Source organism: Solibacillus sp. CAU 1738 (assembly GCF_039888725.1).
In the GTDB taxonomy this organism is placed as follows: Bacteria; Bacillota; Bacilli; order Bacillales_A; family Planococcaceae; genus Metasolibacillus.
Map to the genome: position 1 here is coordinate 270,464 of NZ_JBDQQN010000002.1, position 22,399 is coordinate 292,862.

Annotated in this window: 21 protein-coding genes; 8 read left to right on the top strand and 13 right to left on the bottom strand. The window is 36.1% G+C overall.

Going from position 1 to position 22,399, the window contains the following annotated elements; translation table 11 throughout:
- Positions 1–336: 336 nt before the first annotated feature.
- Positions 337–573 (bottom strand): hypothetical protein, encoded by a 237-nt coding sequence (locus AAFN87_RS06395; RefSeq protein WP_347790213.1) that lies wholly within the window; start codon positions 571–573, stop codon positions 337–339.
- Positions 573–893: a YbjQ family protein gene (locus tag AAFN87_RS06400; RefSeq protein ID WP_347790214.1), complete on the bottom strand. Its 321-nt coding sequence runs from the start codon at positions 891–893 to the stop codon at positions 573–575. The genes AAFN87_RS06395 and AAFN87_RS06400 overlap by 1 nt, the downstream gene beginning before the upstream one ends.
- A gap of 346 nt (positions 894–1,239) precedes the next feature.
- Between AAFN87_RS06400 and AAFN87_RS06405 the strand changes: the two genes are divergently transcribed.
- Positions 1,240–1,680 carry a GNAT family N-acetyltransferase gene (locus AAFN87_RS06405; RefSeq protein WP_347790215.1) on the top strand — a complete coding sequence of 147 codons (441 nt, stop codon included), beginning with the start codon at positions 1,240–1,242 and terminating at the stop codon, positions 1,678–1,680.
- 209 nt (positions 1,681–1,889) lie between these two features.
- Here the strand turns inward: AAFN87_RS06405 and AAFN87_RS06410 are convergent, their stop codons facing one another.
- From AAFN87_RS06410 to AAFN87_RS06420, 3 genes are all read right to left on the bottom strand, one after another.
- Positions 1,890–2,228, bottom strand: a complete 339-nt coding sequence (locus tag AAFN87_RS06410; RefSeq protein WP_347790216.1) for a hypothetical protein — start codon at positions 2,226–2,228, stop codon at positions 1,890–1,892.
- Between the two features lie 14 nt (positions 2,229–2,242).
- Positions 2,243–3,580, bottom strand: a complete 1,338-nt coding sequence (gene lpdA, locus AAFN87_RS06415) for a dihydrolipoyl dehydrogenase (RefSeq protein ID WP_347790217.1) — start codon at positions 3,578–3,580, stop codon at positions 2,243–2,245.
- Between the two features lie 308 nt (positions 3,581–3,888).
- The gene (locus AAFN87_RS06420) at positions 3,889–6,975 is read right to left on the bottom strand and encodes an efflux RND transporter permease subunit (RefSeq protein ID WP_347790218.1); all 3,087 of its coding nucleotides are present in this window, start codon (positions 6,973–6,975) and stop codon (positions 3,889–3,891) included.
- A gap of 92 nt (positions 6,976–7,067) precedes the next feature.
- Here AAFN87_RS06420 and AAFN87_RS06425 point away from each other — a divergent pair, with 92 nt between their 5' ends.
- On the top strand, positions 7,068–7,916 hold the full coding sequence (locus AAFN87_RS06425) for a TetR/AcrR family transcriptional regulator (RefSeq protein WP_347790219.1): 849 nt from the start codon (positions 7,068–7,070) through the stop codon (positions 7,914–7,916).
- Between the two features lie 384 nt (positions 7,917–8,300).
- Here the strand turns inward: AAFN87_RS06425 and AAFN87_RS06430 are convergent, their stop codons facing one another.
- The 3 genes from AAFN87_RS06430 to AAFN87_RS06440 are packed head-to-tail and all read right to left on the bottom strand — an operon-like array spanning position 8,301 to position 10,891.
- Positions 8,301–9,470, bottom strand: coding sequence for an MDR family MFS transporter (locus AAFN87_RS06430; RefSeq protein ID WP_347790220.1), 1,170 nt, complete (start codon positions 9,468–9,470; stop codon positions 8,301–8,303).
- Between the two features lie 13 nt (positions 9,471–9,483).
- Entirely contained in the window at positions 9,484–9,948 is a 465-nt protein-coding gene (locus AAFN87_RS06435) for a GNAT family N-acetyltransferase (RefSeq protein ID WP_347790221.1), read from the bottom strand.
- Positions 9,949–10,003: 55 nt separating this feature from the next.
- On the bottom strand, positions 10,004–10,891 hold the full coding sequence (locus AAFN87_RS06440) for a LysR family transcriptional regulator (protein WP_347790222.1): 888 nt from the start codon (positions 10,889–10,891) through the stop codon (positions 10,004–10,006).
- A gap of 104 nt (positions 10,892–10,995) precedes the next feature.
- Here AAFN87_RS06440 and AAFN87_RS06445 point away from each other — a divergent pair, with 104 nt between their 5' ends.
- Together AAFN87_RS06445 and AAFN87_RS06450 are read left to right on the top strand one after the other, a co-directional pair.
- On the top strand, positions 10,996–11,556 hold the full coding sequence (locus tag AAFN87_RS06445; RefSeq protein WP_347790223.1) for a flavodoxin family protein: 561 nt from the start codon (positions 10,996–10,998) through the stop codon (positions 11,554–11,556).
- Between the two features lie 445 nt (positions 11,557–12,001).
- The gene (locus AAFN87_RS06450; RefSeq protein WP_481886451.1) at positions 12,002–12,991 is read left to right on the top strand and encodes a M23 family metallopeptidase; all 990 of its coding nucleotides are present in this window, start codon (positions 12,002–12,004) and stop codon (positions 12,989–12,991) included.
- A gap of 169 nt (positions 12,992–13,160) precedes the next feature.
- Here AAFN87_RS06450 and AAFN87_RS06455 read toward each other — a convergent pair whose 3' ends face one another.
- The 5 genes from AAFN87_RS06455 to AAFN87_RS06475 form a co-directional block, all read right to left on the bottom strand.
- On the bottom strand, positions 13,161–13,676 hold the full coding sequence (locus AAFN87_RS06455; RefSeq protein WP_347790224.1) for a CDP-alcohol phosphatidyltransferase family protein: 516 nt from the start codon (positions 13,674–13,676) through the stop codon (positions 13,161–13,163).
- Between the two features lie 378 nt (positions 13,677–14,054).
- Positions 14,055–14,468 (bottom strand): YhfM domain-containing protein, encoded by a 414-nt coding sequence (locus tag AAFN87_RS06460; protein WP_347790225.1) that lies wholly within the window; start codon positions 14,466–14,468, stop codon positions 14,055–14,057.
- 58 nt (positions 14,469–14,526) lie between these two features.
- Positions 14,527–14,967 carry an NUDIX hydrolase gene (locus AAFN87_RS06465; RefSeq protein ID WP_347790226.1) on the bottom strand — a complete coding sequence of 147 codons (441 nt, stop codon included), beginning with the start codon at positions 14,965–14,967 and terminating at the stop codon, positions 14,527–14,529.
- 410 nt (positions 14,968–15,377) lie between these two features.
- Positions 15,378–15,749, bottom strand: coding sequence for a DUF423 domain-containing protein (locus tag AAFN87_RS06470; protein ID WP_347790227.1), 372 nt, complete (start codon positions 15,747–15,749; stop codon positions 15,378–15,380).
- Position 15,750: 1 nt separating this feature from the next.
- Complete coding sequence (locus AAFN87_RS06475) at positions 15,751–16,701, bottom strand: carbohydrate kinase family protein (protein WP_481886452.1); 951 nt, start codon at positions 16,699–16,701, stop codon at positions 15,751–15,753.
- Between the two features lie 178 nt (positions 16,702–16,879).
- On the opposite strand from AAFN87_RS06475, the gene AAFN87_RS06480 reads away from it, so the two are divergent.
- From AAFN87_RS06480 to AAFN87_RS06495, 4 genes are all read left to right on the top strand, one after another.
- Positions 16,880–18,043 (top strand): aminotransferase-like domain-containing protein, encoded by a 1,164-nt coding sequence (locus AAFN87_RS06480; RefSeq protein WP_347790229.1) that lies wholly within the window; start codon positions 16,880–16,882, stop codon positions 18,041–18,043.
- Positions 18,044–18,161: 118 nt separating this feature from the next.
- Positions 18,162–18,956: a GNAT family N-acetyltransferase gene (locus AAFN87_RS06485; RefSeq protein WP_347790230.1), complete on the top strand. Its 795-nt coding sequence runs from the start codon at positions 18,162–18,164 to the stop codon at positions 18,954–18,956.
- A gap of 963 nt (positions 18,957–19,919) precedes the next feature.
- Positions 19,920–21,317 (top strand): ABC transporter substrate-binding protein, encoded by a 1,398-nt coding sequence (locus AAFN87_RS06490; protein WP_347790231.1) that lies wholly within the window; start codon positions 19,920–19,922, stop codon positions 21,315–21,317.
- A 187-nt stretch (positions 21,318–21,504) separates the two neighbouring features.
- Positions 21,505–22,398: a carbohydrate ABC transporter permease gene (locus AAFN87_RS06495; protein ID WP_347790232.1), complete on the top strand. Its 894-nt coding sequence runs from the start codon at positions 21,505–21,507 to the stop codon at positions 22,396–22,398.
- Position 22,399: the final 1 nt, after the last annotated feature.

Here is a 22,399-nt window from a genome sequence, read left to right on the forward strand (position 1 = left end):
AAGAGTAGTTACTTTTGTGAAAGCCTGAATAGTTATTATGAAAAAAAAAACGAGCAGGGGCTCATCTCCCTGCTCTGTAGCAAAAGCTTCCCGGCAAATCCGAGCCGTTAATGGATGCTTTTGTTGTAAAGTCGAAACTTTACTAGGTTTGGCACCTATAATCAATATAATATAAAAACGCTTAACTCGCAATCTTTCAATCAAAGATTAATTATTCCCACAATTCACTTCACTTCACTCTTACCACTTGAAGTGTATTCCACAAAATATTAAGCTATTGAATAATTACATAGCTGAGATACTTAGATATTTAAACAAAAAGTATTGCACTAAAAACTACTTTTCTTTTTTGTAAAATCGTTCTCCTGTCTCTAGTTTATAGTACACTCTTATTTTTTCACCTGTAACTGGGTCAATACTTACTTCATCTGTTTTCTGGAAACCATTAGGGACTTTTATTCCTTGATTGCGTTTATATCGTTTGTCATAAATAAAAAATCCTAGTAAGATGCAAATGATCGCAATAATAATTTGAAATATTATATAGACACTTATCCCGCCCCAAATCGTCATTATAGCTTCTCCAAAACAACAGCTGTTCCGTATGCAACAATTTCGCTCATGCTTCTACCCATTTCCCCGGAATCGAATCGCATCATAATAATAGCATTCGCTCCCATTTGGTGAGCATTTTTTATCATACGATCTATAGCTTCTTTTCTGGAATCTTCAAGCATAGCAGTATATTGCATAATTTCTCCTCCTACTAATCCTTTTAAACCTGCCATAATATCCCCACCAAGCCCCCGACTTCTTACAATCAGCCCAAATACAGGACCTTTTACATCGACAACTTTATACCCTTCAATATGTTCTGTCGTTACTACTATCACATCCATCATCTCCAATTTTCAATTTATTGTGTTAGTTTCCAAAACAAATTACTTACCTAATGAAATATTTGTTAACAATATATACTTTTTTGCGAGTTCAGAAAATTCGCATCATACATCCCGGCCAACTTAATTATAATTTAGGAGGGAGATAATAGTATATCAACTAAAAAGATATGACAAACGCAGCTATCAACTACTAGTTGATTTTCATTTCGATATTATATCAATTCACTTTAAAAAATTAGAGCACGCATCAATACTGATTCAATAAAAAAATATGTACTTAGAAGGATTTTAGAAGAATTATTTAGAAATTGATATTAAAAAGATTGGAGAGAAGAGCATGTTAGAAATTAGAAAAATCGAACCTGAACTGACTTATAGTATTAGACACACTGTTTTACGTCCTAATCAAACTCTTGAAGATTCCATGTATGAAACGGATCATGACGATTATGCATTTCATGTTGGAGCATTTTTTCAAGGAATGCTAGTAAGCGTTGCATCCTTTATCGTTGATAGAAATCCCGATTTCCCTATAGATAAACAATATCGCTTAAGACAAATGGCTACTCTAGGAGATTATAGAAATATAGGAGCGGGAAGAGCGGTTGTAAATTACGGAGAAAATTTAATTAAAGACGAGGGTTTTTATTTCTTATGGTGTAAAGGTAGAACAAACGTACAAGAATACTATAGTAGATTAGGCTTTCATGCTCACGGTGAAGTTTTTGATTATCCACCTATAGGTCCGCATATTCTGATGTATAAAGAATTAAAGTAACTTTGAACTCTAGATTGAAAAAAATAACCTAATTTAACTTTAGATATACACTCCATGTTAGTACCGGGGAGAAAAGAAGATGAATAAAAGACCGGACTAATGCAGAGTTGCCCAGTCTTCATTTTCTCTTTAATAATAGGTAACCTTTTCCTAAAAAAATATTGAAATTACATTCGATTATTACCGGTCTTTTCAATAATGGATTTTCATTAAAACATTCTAGTTAAAAAATCGGATTTAAACTGGCTATTTTTCCGTAACCAGACTTTCAAAATATCACGGTGAGTAAGCAATCTCATGCGTTTACTATAACGTTGCTTCACATCCAGCAAGCTTTCTAGTAATAGCTGCGTTTCTGGCAAACAACTTGCCGTATCAACAAGTACTTCTAGTTTATAGTTAATAAGCATATTAGCTTGCAACGAGGCCAAAAGCTCTGCAAACAGCTGGCCCATTTGAATAATGTTTTCTTCTACTTCAAGCTCCATTAAGCGAAAAAGAGTGTCCTCTACTTGCTTTTCAAGTGCAATTAATTCATCTGTCATCATTTAAACCTCATCTATTATGCTAAGTGTATTGCTTTACCGAATACCGCGCTAGCTGCGTCTCCAATATGCTCGCTCACTGTTGGATGTGGGAATATCATGCGTGCTAAATCTTTCACAGATCCGCCTGATACTTTTGCAGCTAGCATTGCATTGATCATTTCTGTAGCCCCATCCCCTACTACACAAGCACCGTAAATATCTCCTTCTGGACTAGCAACAAATTTCATAAAGCCTTGTATATTTCCTTCAAGAAGCGCTTTTGGATTTGTCGGTAAGTACATTTTCGTCACAATTGCATCAGCAGGTGCTTCATGCTCTAGCATACCAAAAGTTGCAATTTCAGGATGTGTATATACACAACGCGGAATTTCTTGTTGATTAATGACTCGAGGATGCTTACCTAAAATCGTATCAACTGCATGGATACCTTCTGCACTCGCTGAATGAGCTAACTGAAAGCCCCCAACTAAATCACCGATAGCAAAAATGCCCGGCACACTTGTTTCATAATGGTTATTCACAGCAATTAATCGACCGTCCATCGCCAGCTCTAACGCCTCGGCAATTTGCGTGTTTGGACGACGCCCTGTTGCAAACAATAGGTTTTCGTATTGGAATATACCTATTGATGTTTGTATCTCATGCTCACGAATTTCTTCAAAAGTAAATTCCGTTACTAACTTAATACCAAGTTGCGCCATCTTTTCTTTAATAATTGGGCGTGCATCTGGCTCTTCTGTTTGTAAAATATCTTTACTATGATTTAATACGGTTACTTCCGTGCCCATTGGTGCTAATGCGAATGCCATTTCAATTGCAATAACCCCTCCGCCTATAATCGTTAGTTCGTTTGGAAGTTCTTTAATATCAAAAAATGTATCCGTCGTATAGTAGTTTGCTGTTTCAATTCCTTTAAACGGCGGTACAAATGGGCGGCTTCCAGTTGCTAAAATAACATTTTTCGCAGTGAATGATTCCTCACCAACCATTATCTTTCGCTCCGCCGTTACACTTGCTTCCCCGCGGTACATCGTAATTTGTGTATGTTCTATAAACCCTTCAATATTTATTAATAATTGTTCCACTACCGCATCTTTTCGTTTCATCAGCTTAGGGAAATCAATATTAATTGTTGGTACGGTAATCCCCCAATCGGTGCCCCGTCGAATTTCTTGTACAAGCTTACTATGCTCTAACATAATTTTCGATGGGATACAGCCGACATTATAACACGCTCCACCAACTTTATCTTTTTCAACTAACGCAACTTTCAAGCCACTTTTCGCAGCGTGGATAGCTGCTACATAACCACCTGGACCCGCTCCGATAATTGCTAAATCAAACTGTTTCATTGACTTTCACCTCGATTTTTACGATAGCACTTGCCCATACGGAATGCAATGCACTTTCTGTAAATATTTAGGTACTTTTATGTATTCATTTTCACAAATCTAGTATTTAAAAAAGGGACAAAGCCGCATTATTTATCTAATTTCTTGAGATATTTATCTAATACCAGAAGTTATTTATTTAATATGCAAACGAATCAACCTCATCACAAATAAAAAAAGAGATATTCGGAGAGTAATCCCCGAATATCTCTAAACATGAAACTATATGGACTTTTTTAGAACCCTACCGAAATGATAGGCACGTTTTTTTAGTTTTCTTCCATATCTTTACGGTTTTTCTTAAACATTTTAGACAGTACTTCGTAAACGATTGGAACTACTACTAATGTTAATAATGTTGAAGACATTAAACCGCCGATTACTGTAATTGCAAGGTCTTTTGATACTAAACCTCCGCCTGCTCCACCTAAAGCCATTGGAATCATAGCCCCAATTGTAGCGATGGCTGTCATTAAAATTGGACGTAAACGAGTTGCACCTGCTTCTAAAATAGCAGCGCGCATTTCTAAACCATTGCGTTCCATACGGATAATACGGTCTACAAGAACGATGGCATTCGTTACAACGATACCAATTAACATGAGTAGGCCCATCATAACTGATACCGAAATCGTTTGACCTGTTGCCCATAGTCCAACCCATGAACCAATAACTGTGAATGGTAATGAGAATAGAATCGCAAATGGTGCAAGACCTTCACCAAATGTTACAACAAGGATGAAGTAGACGATCGCAATTGCCGCAAGCATTGCTACACCAAGTTGTGTAAATGTTTCTGCCATATCAGCAGCTACACCCGCTACTCCTGTTGTTACTCCTTTAGGTAAATCTAATTCATCGATTTTTTTCTGTGCTGCAGTTGTTGCTTTTGAAATATCATCGTCTATAATTGTACCTTTCACTGTTGTGAAGTACTCACCTTTTGATCTCGATAATGAGTTCAGTGTAGTACCTTCCTCAACTTCTACTAAGTCACCAATTTTCATTGTTGTACCTAGTGCTGTTTTTATTTCTGTCGCTAACACATCATCCAGTGATAATGCGGCAGCTTTAGCGTCACGTTTAACAACAACCTCGATGTCATTACCATCATGTTTGACAGTCGTTAATACTTCTTTTGCAGCCGATTCAGAAAGCGCCATGGCAATTTGAGCTGTAGTTAAGCCATATTGCAACACATTTTGTTGATCGACTTTCAGTACATGTTCAACATACGCATCTTCAAAGTCAGAAGTTACATCTTCTAAACCTTCAATATCTTTCAAAGCACCTTCTACTTGTTTAACTGCATCTGCTAATTTATCTAAATCTTCACTATACAATGTATAGCTTACTTCATTAGATGACATAGACATCCCGAAATTTTGTGATTTCCAAGTTCCAGATTGACCTAAGTTAGTTACATATTGCTCTACTTCTTCACGTGCCGCAGGGAAATCTTTCATGTCTGGGTCAAAGATAAGGTACATTAATGCACCGCCCCCAGCGCCCCCCATCATCATTGCAGCAGGGTCTACATTGTCTGGATCATTTATCGATAATTGAACTATATCAATATCATCACGTTTTAATAATTCTTTTTCTACAGCTTCGATATTTGCTGCTGTTTCATCCTTTAACTCACCTGTCGCTGGTGTATATGTTAAATACATCATCTTTTCTTCTTGTGAGCCTAAGAAACTAAAGCCAATAAGTGGCGTTAAGGCAAGAGAACCGACAAGCATTACAATCGCAATAACGGATGTTATGATTTTATGATTTAACGCTTTTTCTAATATACCTTTATACCAGCTTGCTAAGTTGCCAACTTCTTTATGCTGACTTTCTTTCTTTTCACCGTATAGTTTTTTACGGAATAAGAAATGCGAAAGTGCAGGAACGATTGTTATAGCTACTGCTAACGATGCTCCTAAAGCAAATGTCATCGTTAATGCGAATGGCATAAATAACTCTCCAACCATTCCACCTACAAAAATTAATGGTGCGAAAACTGCTACCGTTACTAATGTAGAAGAAAAGATTGGTTTGAACATTTCAATTGTCGCTTCACGAATAAGTGCGCGACCTGTTAATTTTTCTTCTTTTAAATGAATACGTCGATATATATTTTCGACCACTACAATGGAGTCATCGATAACCCGACCTATCGCAACGGTAATCGCACCGAGCGTCATAATATTTAACGTAATATCCATCCAATTTAGTAGAAGTAACGACATAAAAATAGAAACTGGAATAGAAATAATCGAAATAATTGTCGATTTGAAATCACGTAAGAATAGTAAAATAATTAATACAGCAATCCCACCACCGAATACCGCTTTTTCGATCATTGTGAATACCGAATCTTTAATTGGTTTTCCTTGGTCAAGCGATATATCTACGATTAAACCGTCAATTGCTTTTTCTTGCTCTTCAATTAAATCTTTTACTGCATCAACAACAGTTACAGTATTGGCATCTTGACCTTTGACGATTTGAATTGCGATTGCATCTTCACCGTTAGTACGAGAAACAGATTGTACTTTCCCTTCAACTTCAATCGTTGCGATATCGCCTAAACGAACGAATGGTGAAGGCTGTGTTTCAGAAGGTGTGACTGGAATTAATAATTCTTTTAATTCATCGACAGACTTGACTTTACCATCTACAGATACTGCTTGCTTACCAACAGTAAAATCATATAATCCTAGGGATAAAGACATATCACTCGCTTGAATCATTTGTTTAACAGATTCCTCTGTTAAGCCAAGTGCAGCCATTTTTTCTTCATCATACTTGAACGATACTTGTTCAATATGCTGGCCTGTTATTGTCGCAGAAGCAACCCCTTCAATTTTTTCAATTTTAGGTAGTAATACATCTTCTACTGTAGATGTTAGGTCTACAATATCTTCAGTTGAACTACTTACTGATAATGCGATTACTGGCATCATATTCATGCTAATTGCCATAATCGTAGGTTCCCCAGCACCATCAGGTAGTTTAATATTATCTAATGCTGATTCTAGTTGACGTTTTTTCTCATCCATATCTACGCCGTAATCATATTCCACTTGTACTTGCGAAATATTGGACGAAGAAGTCGAATAAACTGCTTTTACATCTTCTAAACTTTCAATTGCTTTTTCATATGGTATCGATAAATCATCCATTACTTGTTCAGGAGTTGCCCCAGGATAAACGCCCATTACGATTAAATAAGGTATCGAAATATCAGGGATAGACTCCATTTTCATACGTGTACCTGAATAAATACCTGACACAGTAACAATAATAGTTAATAACCACACGGCCAGCTTATTTTTCAACACGAAATTAACTAACGATTTCACACTCACACCTAACCTTTCTTGACACATCAATTTACAAATTTTATACTAATGACTAATCGGTCAATTGTCAAACAGAAAGGCGGCTTTTAATTATGTCGAAAAAGCAACTTATTATGGAAACAGCAATTCAACTTTTTGCCGAAAAAGGCATAGATGCAACTTCTGTACAGCAAATCACAGATACATGCGGTATTTCAAAAGGAGCCTTTTACTTATCGTTTAAATCGAAAGACGAACTAATAGTTTCTATAATAGATTACTTCATGAAAAAAATAACGTCTCAAATTGACCATACAGTCAATAACAATAGTGACCCGGAGGACAAACTATACCATTACTACTATCAATCATTTTTTTTAATGGAACAACATTTTGATTTAGCTATAGTTTTTATGAAAGAACAGTCACAAACAGTTAATGAAACGATTTTAGAAATCATCAACCATTATGAAATGATGATGAATCAATTATTACATTCAATGTTATTACAATTATATCCAAAGTCAGAACAACATATATATGATTTAATTATTGTCGTTAATGGATTAATTGCTGGATATGTTCAACATTTTTTCAAAAAATCATTGGGTGATCAATTTGATTTACACTTATTAGCAACTAGTCTTGTCGAAAAAACAAATATTCTCGCTGAGCATATGAAGAAGCCATATTTCACAAAAGAGATGTATGCATTGCAACAAGACAAAAGGATTGCCATTACGAAAAATGATATTTTAAAAGAGGCTGATACTTTACGTTCCTATATAAATGATGAATTAATATTAGATTCGATCTCCATTACACTTGAGCAATTAGAGCAAACCAATCCCCATAAAACGATAGTTGCGGGGATGCTTGCAAACTTACAAGCTGACCCAGTTTGCAGCTGGTTTTGCTATTTAGTTCGAAAATATTTAGACGAAAAAAAGCAGTCCTTATGAACATTTGGACTGCTTTTCTTAGATGATTATCATTCGGCGGGTGGCGGTACGTGCTGTATGAGCCTACAAAATGCTCGTAGTCTCATTCCGCGCGAACATACCGCACGTAAAACCCGCCAAATATAAATAAACTTCCTTCAAACTATGGAAAATACGATTCCTACTTTAATAGAGACTCTATAACAATAGGTTCAGAAGAAAAGTACTTTCGCAGTCGCGCCTTGCATGAAGCGCAAAAACGAGTCGTATAAGACAGTATTACTGGCTTGTGCGTCTCGTACGCTAGCGCGATTGCTTTGACAAATAAATCAATAATTTTTATTACTGTTTAGTTAGACAGCGAATTTTTCAGTGCCCTGCTACAGTAGCATTGACATCCCGTTCTCATGATTTAAAAGCGCGATAATAAAACGGCACACTCATCAGTACAGCAAACCCAATTACGAAAAACAGCTGCGCCTCAAAATGAATAAGTAGCCATCCCCCAAACATTGGACCAATAAAACCACCAATATTTTTAAATTGCGAAGCACCTAAATACGTAGCTTTTTGTGTTTCCGGTGCAATTTCTTCAATAATGGCATTCATCATTGGAAATGCAAAAATTTCACCAGTCGAAAAAATAATCATCGCGACAATAAACAACCAATAGGAATCTGCCAAGCCAAATAACATTAATCCTCCTGCGAAAAATAGAATACCAATTGTCAAAGATTTCATAATGGATATTTTTTCTGTCAACATGCTAATAGGCAATTGCAATAGCAATACGACTGTTGCGTTTAAGGCTATTAATAACGAGAATAGCTTTACTCCATCCGCAATATTCAGTTGTATATACTGCGGTAAAGTAGAATCAAATTGCGAATAGCCAACATTAATTAATATTCCCCCTGCTAAAAACAGGAGCAATTTGCGATCAGCTAGTACAACTCGGAAAATATGCTGTATACTTTGCCCTGCTGCTAGCATTTTTTGACGCATTTCATATTTATTTAACAAAAAGATTAAAAATAAGCCGTATAAAGCATACATTGTAGCAGTAATAATAAAGGGTACAACTGCACTGGATAATGTCGAAATCATAACACCAACTAGCGGGCCAATTACTGCAGCAATATTGATCGCTGTATAACGAACTGAAAACAGTCGGCGTCTTTTATTACCTTCCGTAAAATCGATCATTAATGCCTGTGTACCGGGTTCAAAAAAAGAACGACATAATCCGTTCAGTGCATTTAATAGTACGAATAATGGCGCGATCGTGGCGACAGCAAAGCCAATAAATACCGCGCTCCACACAAAAACAGTTGTAATAATGACGCTTTTTCGCCCAAACTTATCTGTTAAATACCCGCCGATAAAGCCTCCAAATGTTGCACATAGTGGCGCAACCCCAAGCGTTAATCCAATTAAAAGCGGGGATGCACCAAGTTCTTTTTGCAAATAAATCGCTAAAAATGGCATTGTCATAAAACTAGCAATTCTAGTGAAAATCGTTCCACATAAAATAATCCAAACTAGTGGATGAAAATATTGAAGTAGCTTTGTCATATATGTAAACCTTTTAATTTATTGTTTTCTTCATTGTTACAACATTCATAGTCATACCAAGTGGATTTGTTGATTGCTCATTCGCAATTATTTCATATCCTACTGATTCATATAAATCAATATTTTTCGGTACGCTCGCTCGAACTTTACATTGAATTTCTGAAAGATTATTCCGTTGTGCATAGTCCTCTAAGGTAGCAAGCAATTTTTTTGCTAGTCCTTTCCCTTGATGGTTTGGTACAACGGATAATCGGTAAAAATATAAATAAGATTCGTTTACTGTAAATCGAACCATTGCGACAGGTTGACCATCAATCTTCCCTAAAAATGCACGCGCACCTCTTTGTAAATCTAATGTAATTGTTTGTTCAGTTTCATACAATGCACTAGACGGTTGTGGATCATCTGCATATTCACTAAATGCCTGTAACATTACATGACGAATCGCTAGTGCATCATTTGAATGTATAATTTCCATAATCTCATTCCTTTTATCAATTTAGGAATAATAATACATTCAAACAAATATTCATTCAATCTATTTTTCCATATTCTTCATTCGCAATGGAGATAAAATCTATTAAATAATTGGGTAAAGATTTATTTTTATGCCATGTAATCGATGTGAAAATCGGAGACATGTTTAATGATACATTAAGCTGCATTAGTTGCCCATTATGTAATTCGTTTGCAACAACCATTTTTGGTAATAATGATATTCCTAAACCAGCGATAGCACATTGCTTAATCGCTTCAATACTTGAAAATTCGATAACTTGCTTCGGTTTTATACTTAGTATTTGTAGTTGCTGTTCAAATTGTGTGCGATAAGAACAACCCTGCTCCGTTAATAATAACGGTTCATTAATTAATTGCTCTAAACCCGTTGTAGGTGCTTGCATTAAAGGGTGGGACGGTACTGCGACTAGCACAAGCTCTTCTTGTACTAATTCTTCTTTATTCATCATTGGAATTAAATCATCAATATCCGTTACAAACGCAACATCAAGTTCACCAGAGTGAAGCATTTCCCTCGCCACTTCTTTTGTATGAACCGGTTTGAAAATTAATTCTACCGCTGGATATTGTTCTTTAAAACGCTTTAAAATGGGCGGAAAACGATACGTACATTGGCTTTCCTGAGCACCAATACGCAGGACACGCTGCGGTTCGACTAGTTTCTGTTTCAACTCATCTTCAATAGCTAACATTTTTCGAGCATATTCTACTAAGTGCTTGCCTGTTTCCGTTAATACGATACGCTTACCTAGCCGCTCGAACAACGGTGTGCCTAATTCTTCTTCGAGCGCTTTAATTTGTGCCGTAATACTAGACTGAGCATAATCTAACATTTTTGCTGTTTGCGTGAAATTCAACGTCTCTGCCGCTATTAAAAATGTTTTTAACTGTTTAATTTCCATAATCGCTCTCCTTAATTCATTTATTCGATCGTTATTATCGAAATATTCAGCTTTTCCGATTAGACTTGATTTCATATACTATGTGTAAGAGAGGAGCAATGCTAATGAAAATTTTGATGTTAGTAGGTAGCACTAGAAATGAGGGCAACAGTGAAAAGTTGGCTCACCTCGCTTTAGAAGGATTAGAGTACGAAACAATTTATTTAAAAGATTTAGACATTTGCCCTATTGAAGATTTACGCCATACACCAGAAGGTTTCCATCCAGTTGATGACGATTATACCCAAGTGCTTGAGGCTATTTTAGAAAGTGATGTGCTCGTACTTGCTACACCTATTTATTGGTACAGTATGTCAGGTACTATGAAAAATACGATTGACCGTTTTAGTCATGCTATTCGTGATGAACGCTATCCGCATGTTATGGAACATATGAAATCGATGAAAGGCATTGTTATCGCAGTTGGAGGTGATCATCCAAGAGTTAAAGGGCTACCGCTTATCCAACAATGCCAATACACGTTCGACTTTTTTGATATGGAATTTTACTCCTATATTATCGGAGAAGCACGCAAGCCAGGCACAATTATGAAAGATGTGCAAGCACTGATGCAAGCGAAAGTATTGAATGAAAAGTTAAAAGCGCTTTTAACGCTGGCTGAATAGCCAATCTACTTGAAAAGGTGGCTGTCTCGCATATGAGACAAGATTCATTGCAAATATAACAATGCCTTCTGAAAAAGATATGTTAGTATCGAGATTTGATAATGCAATTGCAAGAACTGCTAACAGTGTATTTTGTGAAAGATGTTAGTAAGGTAGTAGAAGCGTATTCGACTGAAAATAGCGAATACGCTTCTTTTATAATATAATCAACAATCAAGTTAAACAGAGCCTAATAAACAAATTGTATTTTTCATCATTCATTTGTCGCTCAACATACATAGTGCAGGAATCGGCTTTGCCCACTAATAACGTGTTCAATACAGTTTATTCCCCCATTTCAAATTACCGAAAAACGACAAATAGTGAAACATTATTTCCCTCCTTTTTCACTCATGGAATAAATAATTCGGGTTATTCTATGTAGTGATGAAAGGAGGTTTGATTTTTGAATCGCGTTATGATCCCATTATATTGCGTTTTACTTTGGGGTTTATTTTACATTACTCCAAGCTATGCGCAAGAAACACTTTCACAGGAAGAGATTTACGAGCAGCGTATGACGCATTATTACCAATTTGAAAATGTAATAGTCCCTTGGTATTTTCTTGCTGCAATCGACCAGTATGAGCGTAATATACAGGCTGTTCGCAAAGACATTCCGAAACGAGATAGCGTTGTTGCGATTCAATTTTCAGATGAATTTTGGTCGGGACCATTTAATCCAATTGGGCAAGACACTACACCATCAACGATTAGTTATTTTGGTGGTTTCGGTCTCGATGGAAATAACGACGGCATAGCAAATGCGCAAGATGATGCTGATATTTTATTTTCTATGGCAAGCTATTTGAGCAAATTTGGTACGTCATATGACGAGTTTAAATTAGCACTATGGCAATATTATTATGATGAAAAAACAGTTAGCCAAATATTGATCATTGCAAAGATTTATGAAAAATATAATACAGTTGCTCTCCAAAAACGCGCATTCCCTGTCCCAATTCGATCAAATTATAGTTATAGAAGTACTTGGGGTGCAAATCGAGGTTGGGGTGGCAGAAGGAGTCATGAAGGTACAGACCTTTTTGCGGGCTACGGTACACCGATTCACTCCACTTCCTACGGTGTAGTAGAAGTAAAAGGTTGGAACGAATTTGGCGGTTGGCGCATCGGCATTCGTGACATCCAAAACACATATCATTATTATGCCCATCTTGGATCTTATAATGAGGACGTTGCTATAGGGGATATCGTAGAACCTGGCGACATACTTGGGTATGTTGGAAGCTCAGGCTACGGTAAAGAAGGAACATCAGGGAAATTCCCACCACATCTGCACTACGGTATGTATAAATATGACGGTCGCAATGAATGGGCATTTGACCCATACCCGTCGCTTCTAATATGGGAGCGTAATGCACGAAGTTCGAAGTAAATTGAGAATCAATGTACCCCCAGTTCTCAAAACAGTAGCATTTTGCAGGAACAACATAGGAACATTAAGGAGAAATTTATTAAAAGCTGCCTGTAATTCACTTACAGGACAGCTTTTTTGTTTACGGAATTATTTTTGTTAATTCACTATTGGAAAATCGTTTGCCATTTTAAAACTTTTTTAACTGGATTTTAGACACCATAAGATATGCAAAAAGCATTAATAAAATAATCGCTATTAATATCTGGGCATTAAAATTAAATATAGTAAAAAATGTGAGGATCGATCCGGCGACAGTTATCGGAACACCTGTAAAATAACCTTCAAATTCATTGATATTATAATTGGCAAGCCTAAACGAACCAGAAATTACATACAAAAATACTATGACAATTCCTAATTCACCTAATGAACCATTATTAAAAAAATCAAATTTTATACAAATTAAAATGGCTGGAGCAATACCAAAGGAGGTTAAATCCGATAGAGAGTCTAGTTCCTTCCCTAACTCACTAGATACATTAAAAAACCTTGCAATTCTTCCATCGTACCTATCAATAACTGCAGCAATTAAAATCATCATAGCAGCTAGAGCATATTCTTTATTGAATGTTAATAAAATTGAGAAAAGGCCAAGTGATAAATTGAAAGCGGATAAAATATTTGGCAAGTATTTAATATACAAAGAATCACATCCATAATAATTTTTTTAGCTTTGTTTTTATTATGACCTTTAATTACAGGAGAAATTCTTTCGAAAGTTAGAAAAAGATACGATGTATGTGGTGAATTTGAATAAAGTTTACGTTCGGAATAAAAAAGTGGTATGAAAAGGAAGAGCTTTTACGGGCAGTTGATCCCCCACTTAGAAATTTTAGTTTCACTCAACTTCTTGAAGTAGGGTTACTGCCCGTTAATGTGCGATAAATTTCTGTATCAAATGCGCTGACATATGTGATTTCAAGGTATTAATTACATTTTTAAACCTCAAAACAGAACCTGCTAAAATGACAGCCTTAATCTTCTACTCAAGCACCTGTTGAAGAGTGTACAAGACAGGGAGCTATTTTATTAATTCTTCTCCTGTTAAAATTTTATATAGATTTGCAGAATCTTGCTTTGTTAATTTAGCATATTTAAAGCTATCCATAACAATTTCTAAATTTTCACCATTTGGGCTAATCCAAAGTAAATAAGAGGCTATTTTGTTCTCGCTACTGTTCTTAAATGGAAATTGAAATTGGTAGTCGGCATAGCGTGCCATTTCTACTTTTGCATTTTCCCAATTAGCATTTTTAACTATAGCTATCGCTTTTTCCACCTGTTTTTTTTGATTCACCTCTTTGAAGTCTTCAAAAAAATTTTCTTCACCAGTTCGTTTCTGCACAGTTATTTTTTGCCCAACCACCTCATTCAAACAACCCGAAGAAACTATCAAAACAGCTAATAGAGAAAAAAATAGTATTATTTTTTTCAACCTACTCCCCCTCATTCATTACTTTTTTAAAACATTAAAGTGCCCTGTTTAATAAAATTCAAGGTTTATGAACTACATTCCCACGAAGAATGTATGGAATAATGGATTTACTGTTTATTAAATCCTTTGCTTCAGTTGGTATATATGCATACCTTTCTGCTATTTTAGCATCCATCCACGTAATCTCTTCAATTTCATCTGGAAACGATATTTTTATTTCACCATCAACAATTCTGCCTTTAAAAGTAAAAAATATTGCGTGATGCCCTCGATCTTCAAAAAATGCCTCACTTACTGCAAAAACTCCCTCTAATTCAACGTTTAACCCTGTTTCTTCATTAACTTCACGGATAGCTGCCTCTTCTAGAGTTTCTCCATTTTCTACCGCCCCACCCGGAAGTGTATAATAAGAGGAGTGACTTCCTTTGTTTTTTACCATCAATATATTCTCTTCATCGCTATCAAATAAAAGCACATAGACAACATCTACTCTCTTCATTATCCATTTCTTCCCCCTTAGTATATTAATCAGTATATAAGTACGAATTATTATCCACTTTCTCTAACACGACATACACAACATGTTAATTATACCAATATTCGTAGGTTGTAAGCGCGATTTATCTAGTAGAATAATTGATAAAAGACACTTTCCAAGTGATTACTAAAAGCATTCCATCATGTAGCAATTTATCTGCGCGAAAGTGAAGCGTCAGCGCAAAGCAATGTTGAGCAACATTGTGTTGGTTTCAGCCTTATCGGAAATCAATACAATCTAAAGCTGAAAGTAACAATAAATAAGCACGCTAGATTTGTTCATTTTAATAGTTACTTACAACAAAAAAGCCAGTTAGGAAATAGTTCATCATTTCCTAACTGGCTTAAACATATCGCTATATACATTGACTTCTAAATGATCGCAACAATAACACACATCCATGCCACAATAAATAATAATCCCCCAATTGGTGTAATTGCTCCGAGCTTTTTTATGCCTGTTACTGACAGAACATATAAGCTCCCTGAAAAAAATACGATGCCACCAAACATTAAATAGCTGGCCCATTGTAAAAGTGAGCTTGCTCCTAGCAATGATTCCATTGATAGAATACCGATGATTAGTAAGCCAAGTGCATGATACATGTGATATTGGACAGCAGTTTCCCAGTTTTTCACATATTTTGGTTCTGCAAATTTATCCTTTAAAGCATGTGCACCAAATGCACCAAGTATAACGGCTAACATCGCTAAGCTTGCACCTAAAATTATAGATACTGTCATGTTAATTTCCTTCTTTCAAAAATTCATTTACTTGCTGTAATGTTGGTAAAGCAGAGATTGCTCCAATTTGCCGACAAACGAATGCACCAACTGCATTACTAAAGGTCGTTATATCAAGCCAGCGCTGCCATGAGCGGTCCTCACTTTGAGCTAGCTGATATAGCATTGCACCGACGAATGCATCTCCTGCCCCCGTCGAGTCAACTGCATGTATTGAAATGCTAGATACGGTTTGTTGTCTACTGTTTGTTGAGAGTAGTGTTCCTTCTTTACCTAATGTCACCGCTACAACTTGTGCTCCGAGCGAATGAATAGTTGATGTGTCACCAAATAAGGACAGTTCCTCATCACTCACCTTAACAAAATCAGCTATTGCAATACATTGCTTTGCCCGTTCAATAAAAACTGCTTTACTTCCACGCCATAAATCTGCCCGGAAATTTGGGTCAAATGAAATAAATTTCCCTTCAGCTTTCATTTTCTTCATGAAAGTCATATATGTATCATAAAACGCGCCATCAAGTAAAGCTGTCGCAGAACCAAAATGTACGATAGTAGCGTCCTTTAATAATTTTAAGTCAATATCATCCGTTCTTAATGTTGCATCTGCCCCACGGTGAAAAACAAAATCACGTGCTCCATCTGCTTTTAAAGATACAAAGGCAAGTGTTGTTGGTGTATTCCTGTCGCGTACGAGCATCGACGTATTTACATTAGCGTTTTCTAACGTTTGCTGTAAAAAATCGCCGAAAGGATCTGCGCCTACTTTACCAATAAATATAGCTTGCCCACCTAGCTTTGCGATTGTAGCACATACATTTGCTGGTGCTCCTCCAGCCTGCTTTTCAAATTGGACACCATCTGTCAACGTAGAATCGATATCTTTACAAAAGAAATCAATTAACATTTCACCAATACATACAATACTACCCACTTTATCACTCCCTATCATATTTATTATAGTAGAGTTTCAGCATTTGTTATAGAATAGAAGTGCTAAATATTTGCTCGGTTGCTTTTAAAAATACTGCATCTGTACAATATTTGACTGACATACACGTGTTGTATTGTATGTGTTGTATGACAATGCTATAATTTTTAAAAAATCAGAAAAAGGGACGATTAATTTTATGCAATATTCAGACAGAATTTTAAACACACCATCTTCATTCATTCGTAATATATTAAAAGTTACGGATGCTTCGGATGTTATTTCATTTGCTGGAGGACTACCAAATCCAATTTCATTCCCGCTAGATGCTATCCAAACGTCAATCGATCGCGCAATGAAAGAGCATGGAGCGAAATTATTTCAATACTCTTCCACACAAGGTTATTTACCTTTACGTCAATACATTGCGGATAAATATAACCGCAAACACGGTCTGGATATTAGTCCCGATGATATTTTATTAACAACAGGCTCTCAGCAAGCGCTAGAATTACTAGCAAAAGTTTTAGTAAATAAAGGCGATGGAATTATCATTGAAAAACCAGGCTATTTAGGCGCTATCCAAGCGTTTACTTTATCGGAGCCAACGTTTTACCCTGTCACTTTAGAAGAGGATGGCATTAACCTGGAAGAACTAGAAAAAGCACTACAACAACCAAATGTTAAAATGATTTATACAGTGCCAAACTTTCAAAATCCAACTGGTTTAACGTATTCCCTTGAAAAACGTAAGCAAGTTTATGAGCTTGTGTCACGCCATGATGTTGTATTAATCGAGGATGATCCATACGGCGAGTTGCGTTTTGAAGGTGAGGACTTACCATATATCGGCGCTGGAAAATTAGAGAATAGTGTTTTACTAGGATCATTCTCTAAAACAGTAACACCAGGTATGCGTTTAGGTTTCGTTATTACAAAAAACAAAGAGTTGCTTACACATATTGAAACAGCGAAACAAGCGACAGATTTACACACAAATATTTTTGCACAGTATGTCATTTATGATTATTTAGCAAATAATGATTTTGACAAACACGTTGAAAAAATTATTGACCTATATAAAACACAATCAGATGCAATGTTACAAGCAATGGAAAAGTATTTCCCTGCCCATGTATCATACACAAAACCTCAAGGTGGAATGTTCATTTGGGCTACACTGAATAACGGCCAATCTGCGCTTGATGTATTCCAAAAAGCGATGGATAAAAATGTCGCGTTCGTACCGGGTGATCCATTCTATACAGATCCTAAAGGTGTAAGTACGATGCGTTTAAACTACACAAACTCTACACCAGAAATGATTGAAGAAGGAATTAAACGATTAGCTAGCATTTTTTAATTTATTTTGAGCCCTTTTGATTTGAAAAAGTCAAAAGGGCTTTTTTATTTTACCATCTATTGACAATACAGAGGATTAGCTATATCATTCTACTAATTTACTTTCAAGGAGGGTTTACATGATTCGACTACTAACTGCAGATGACCATGAAGTATGTATGGCACTTGTGCAACAGCAACCTGCTGAAAACTTATTTATTATTGGGGATATTGAGGCTTTCGGTTATGACAAGCCGTTCCAAAAAATTTGGGGACAGTTTGAAGACGAGCAACTTATCGCGGTATTACTAAAGTATGAAGCAAACTATATTCCATACGCTCAAGGTTCATTTGACGTACAAGCCTTTGCTGATATTATTAATGCAGATGAATACGCTACTGAAATGTCCGGCTTAAAGCAATTTACAGATTTACTAGAGCCGCTAATTCAGAAACCTCTTAACAAAAAACAGGAGCTTTATTATGCAAAATGTACAAAGTTGCAGCCTATTTACGACGGGTCGGAATTACAAAATGTTGAACGTTTAACACTTGATACTATTGATGAAAATGTAGAGCTCATGTTAACGATTCCTGAATTTGAAGGTAGCAATATATCAGCTGCTGGAAAAATCCGCGCAGAAGAAAATAAAACAGGACGTACATACTTTATGCGTGAAGGTGATATCATGGCGTCATCAGCTTCAACTACTGCAGAAAATAGTGTATCGGCAATGGTTATTGCCGTCGCTACACGTGAAGGCTTCAAACAAAAAGGCTATGCGACGAAATGTATGCAGAAGCTATGCGGCGAACTATTAGATGAAGGTAAATCGCTTTGCTTATTTTACGACAACCCTAAAGCAGGTGCGATTTATAAACGTTTAGGCTTTGAGGATATCGGCTTTTGGAATATGTTACGCTTTAAAAAGTAGCCTAATATAACGCAATAGTTGTGCAGAGGTTGAAATTTTCTTAAAAGCCATTATATCTCTCAGGTCATTAGATAAATATTTTAGCAAGTATGTTGATTTACCTCTTATTGGAAACGAAAACATTCGAATACGTTGATTTCCGCTATGGCTGTGGCCAACACGATATTATTCACGAATACGCTGGCACATGATGTGACGTTTTTAGTATTCGTTCCAATACTTCCCCAGGCCACGCCTGGAGTCGAGTCGCCTCGTGAAAAAAGCGATCGCTCAGTGGAATTGATGTTCCCATGGGCGAAAAGTTGGTTGCCACGGGCGAAAAGTGGGTTCCCATGAGCGAAAAGCATGTTCCCATGGGCGAAAATTAACCTTCCACGGGCGAATCGTTACTATTGTCAGGGTATATAGTAAGTATTTGCTCAGGGATTTCATAATTTCGAAATGCAATTTCCCCCATTCTCTGAAGCGAAAATAAGGCGCATTCTGTTCAGAAAGCGCCTTATTTTCATTTAAAAATCTACTCAGTCTTTAAAAATCGGAAGTTTTTCCGTGCCCTCTTCGCAACCTCATATGTAAGTCTCCTTATAATGCGTACTGTATATTCGTCACCACCAATAAAAAAATCTAAATTAGCAAAATTAAATAAAACATCAGTAGAGTGCCCCCTCCTCATTATCGAAATATCCAAAAACGGACATAATGAAGAGTTAATCATACTAATATGTAATAAAACTCCTTATTTTCTGAATTTCCACAAAACATAATTACAATTACAAATAAAGTGAATCTTCAATCAGTGGGGGTTCCCATATTTTATTTACTGGGGTAGCAACCTTAAATTTTGATAAATCAATTGAAGTGTTAGACAGTACGCGAAAAACAATAACAACTTATTCTCGATAATCAACGGTGGAAACTATTTTTTTAGTAGTTTACATAAATATCAATAAGGGGTGTTTACTAATGAATCACAAAAAAGGGTTGAAGCAATTTTGGTTATTGTTTGCATTAGTAGGATTGTTGATGTTGTTAGTAGCTTGTTCAGAAGATACAAAGAAAGAGGACGTAGCATCTGAAAAAGAAAGTGACAGTACCGTAACAACTAGTGCAACAACGGAAACAGCAAAAGAAGAAGGATTATCAGGTAAATTAGAAATTCAATATTTCGTAGGTGGTTACGGAGACGAATGGTGGAAACAAGTAATTGGCGATTTCAAAAAAGAGAACCCGAATTTAGAAATAGTTGAACATGCTGGACCGAATATTAATACAGAAATGAATACTCGTTGGATTTCAAATAATCCACCAGACGTTGTTTATATTGATGGAGCCGGTGCAAATGAAACGCAAATGATTGCAGAAGGCCAATTAATGGACATTAGTAGTTTTGTAAAAGATTTAAAGATGGAAAATGGAACTCCATTATTGGAAAGTTTCATTGTACCAGCTGAAGAAATTGATGGGGGGAAAATTTATTCCTTACCACTTGTATTTGATACATGGGGAATTTGGTATGACTCAAAATGGTTTGAAGATAATAATTGGCAATCTCCTACAGACTTTGACACTTGGTTAAGTTCAATGGAGCAAATTAAAGCAGATACTGGTATTTCACCATTTATTACGACTGGTCAACATCCGCAATACTTTGAACGTGGTGTATTAAATCCAGCCTTTGCAGCAGCAGGTGGAGAAGAATTTTTAAATGATTTAAGAAATGGTGTAGTAGAAGCATGGCAAAGGCCAGAAGTTTTAAAAGTTATGAAAAAGGTTCAAAAAATGGTAGATGCTAAAGTAGTAGATTCTGGATTTGCCGCATATAACCATACGCAATCACAAATGAATTTCTTACTTCATAAAAACGCATATATTCCAGTAGGTTTCTGGTTACCGAACGAAATGAAAAATGACACACCAAGTGAATTCCAATTTGGGTTCACGCCAACACCAATGAATGATCCGGGAGAGCCGTTAGCATTAGTACCAGATATTCGTACAATTGCGGTTGCTGAAAAAGCAAAAAATCCGGAAGCAGCAAAAGCATTCCTTGAGTTTATTTTCACAGAACAGTACGCACAAGATTTTGCAGCATCAACAGGAGCGATTATGAACTTGAAAAGTGTAGATCTTTCTGGGAATACAAATGTGCCGAAGTTCTTAACAGGTATTAATGACATGATCAATAACCCAAGCGCTGTAAAAATTTATCAACGTCACACACCGAACGCAGACGAGCAAAAAATTGCTGTAGAAATTACTAATGAAATTAAACTACAACTTGTAGAAGTTTTATTAGGGAAGAAAACAGCCGAGCAATTTGTAGATATAATGACGAAAAAAGCACAAGAATTACGAAAATAACGAAATGCATATGTAATGAAATTATTTATCTTTGTTCAAGAGGAACTTTTCGAACGAACCGGAAAAATCTGTATGGAATTACGCTGAGGTGTAATTGATAATGAAGGGAATCGGGTTGACTGGAAAAATATCTTTCTAGCAACCCTTTCCTTCTATTTAGACTCAAATGAGAGGAGGAAGGAGTAAATTGGCTCTTACATCAAAAAAACATTACTTATTTTTAGCCTTTTGTTTACTTCCAACATTTTTTTTATTTCTAGTATTTACCGTGTACCCGATGCTCGGTGGCTTATATTATTCCTTTTTTGAATGGTCAGGCACTAGCTCGGTAAAAACATTTATTGGTCTAGAAAATTACGTGAAACTTTGGAATGATTCAGTTATAAAAAAGGCAATATTTAATGACTTCTTCTTCGTATTTGTAAAAATTTTTGGGATTATGACTCTCTCTTTATTTTTTGCTGTAGCGTTAACACAACTACGTATTAAAGAAGCACCGTTTTATCGTATCGTATTTTTCTTTCCGAACATTATGTCTGTTGTAGTTATCGGAATTTTATGGCAATTTATATATGATCCAAGTATCGGAATTGTAAACAGCTTTTTAACAAAAATTGGATTAACCGAATGGGCTCGTCCTTGGCTAGGAGATATGACTTGGGTTCTACCGAGTATTGCTATTCCTGCGATTTGGGCGGGAATTGGACTATTCATGCTATTGCTTATGGGGGGCATTTCTAATGTTCCTAAAAGCTTATATGAAGCAGCGGAAATAGATGGTGCTTCAGAATGGCAACAATTTTGGCAAATAACCGTACCTTTAGTTTGGCCTCAAATTAAAACTTCGATTTTATATATAATTATTACATCATTAAACGGCTCTTTCGTATTAGTACAGGTAATGACGGGCGGTGGACCAGGGAGTGCGTCAGAAGTAATGGGCTCGTACTTATACCAACGCGCATTTGAGGACTTCCAATTTGGCTATGGCGCGGCAATCGGCGTATTAATTTTAGTCGTGTCACTCGCTACCGTATTAATTTCACAATTTATTTTGAAAAAAGAAAAAGTAGAATATTAAA

Coding starts and splice junctions, on each gene's coding strand:
- AAFN87_RS06395 (WP_347790213.1), bottom strand. CDS start 573: ATGACGATTTGGGGCGGGATAAGTGTCTATATAATATTTCAAATTATT.
- AAFN87_RS06405 (WP_347790215.1), top strand. CDS start 1,240: ATGTTAGAAATTAGAAAAATCGAACCTGAACTGACTTATAGTATTAGA.
- AAFN87_RS06410 (WP_347790216.1), bottom strand. CDS start 2,228: ATGATGACAGATGAATTAATTGCACTTGAAAAGCAAGTAGAGGACACT.
- lpdA (WP_347790217.1), bottom strand. CDS start 3,580: ATGAAACAGTTTGATTTAGCAATTATCGGAGCGGGTCCAGGTGGTTAT.
- AAFN87_RS06425 (WP_347790219.1), top strand. CDS start 7,068: ATGTCGAAAAAGCAACTTATTATGGAAACAGCAATTCAACTTTTTGCC.
- AAFN87_RS06430 (WP_347790220.1), bottom strand. CDS start 9,470: ATGACAAAGCTACTTCAATATTTTCATCCACTAGTTTGGATTATTTTA.
- AAFN87_RS06435 (WP_347790221.1), bottom strand. CDS start 9,948: ATGGAAATTATACATTCAAATGATGCACTAGCGATTCGTCATGTAATG.
- AAFN87_RS06440 (WP_347790222.1), bottom strand. CDS start 10,891: ATGGAAATTAAACAGTTAAAAACATTTTTAATAGCGGCAGAGACGTTG.
- AAFN87_RS06445 (WP_347790223.1), top strand. CDS start 10,996: ATGAAAATTTTGATGTTAGTAGGTAGCACTAGAAATGAGGGCAACAGT.
- AAFN87_RS06465 (WP_347790226.1), bottom strand. CDS start 14,967: ATGAAGAGAGTAGATGTTGTCTATGTGCTTTTATTTGATAGCGATGAA.
- AAFN87_RS06470 (WP_347790227.1), bottom strand. CDS start 15,749: ATGACAGTATCTATAATTTTAGGTGCAAGCTTAGCGATGTTAGCCGTT.
- AAFN87_RS06475 (WP_481886452.1), bottom strand. CDS start 16,701: ATGATAGGGAGTGATAAAGTGGGTAGTATTGTATGTATTGGTGAAATG.
- AAFN87_RS06480 (WP_347790229.1), top strand. CDS start 16,880: ATGCAATATTCAGACAGAATTTTAAACACACCATCTTCATTCATTCGT.
- AAFN87_RS06485 (WP_347790230.1), top strand. CDS start 18,162: ATGATTCGACTACTAACTGCAGATGACCATGAAGTATGTATGGCACTT.
- AAFN87_RS06490 (WP_347790231.1), top strand. CDS start 19,920: ATGAATCACAAAAAAGGGTTGAAGCAATTTTGGTTATTGTTTGCATTA.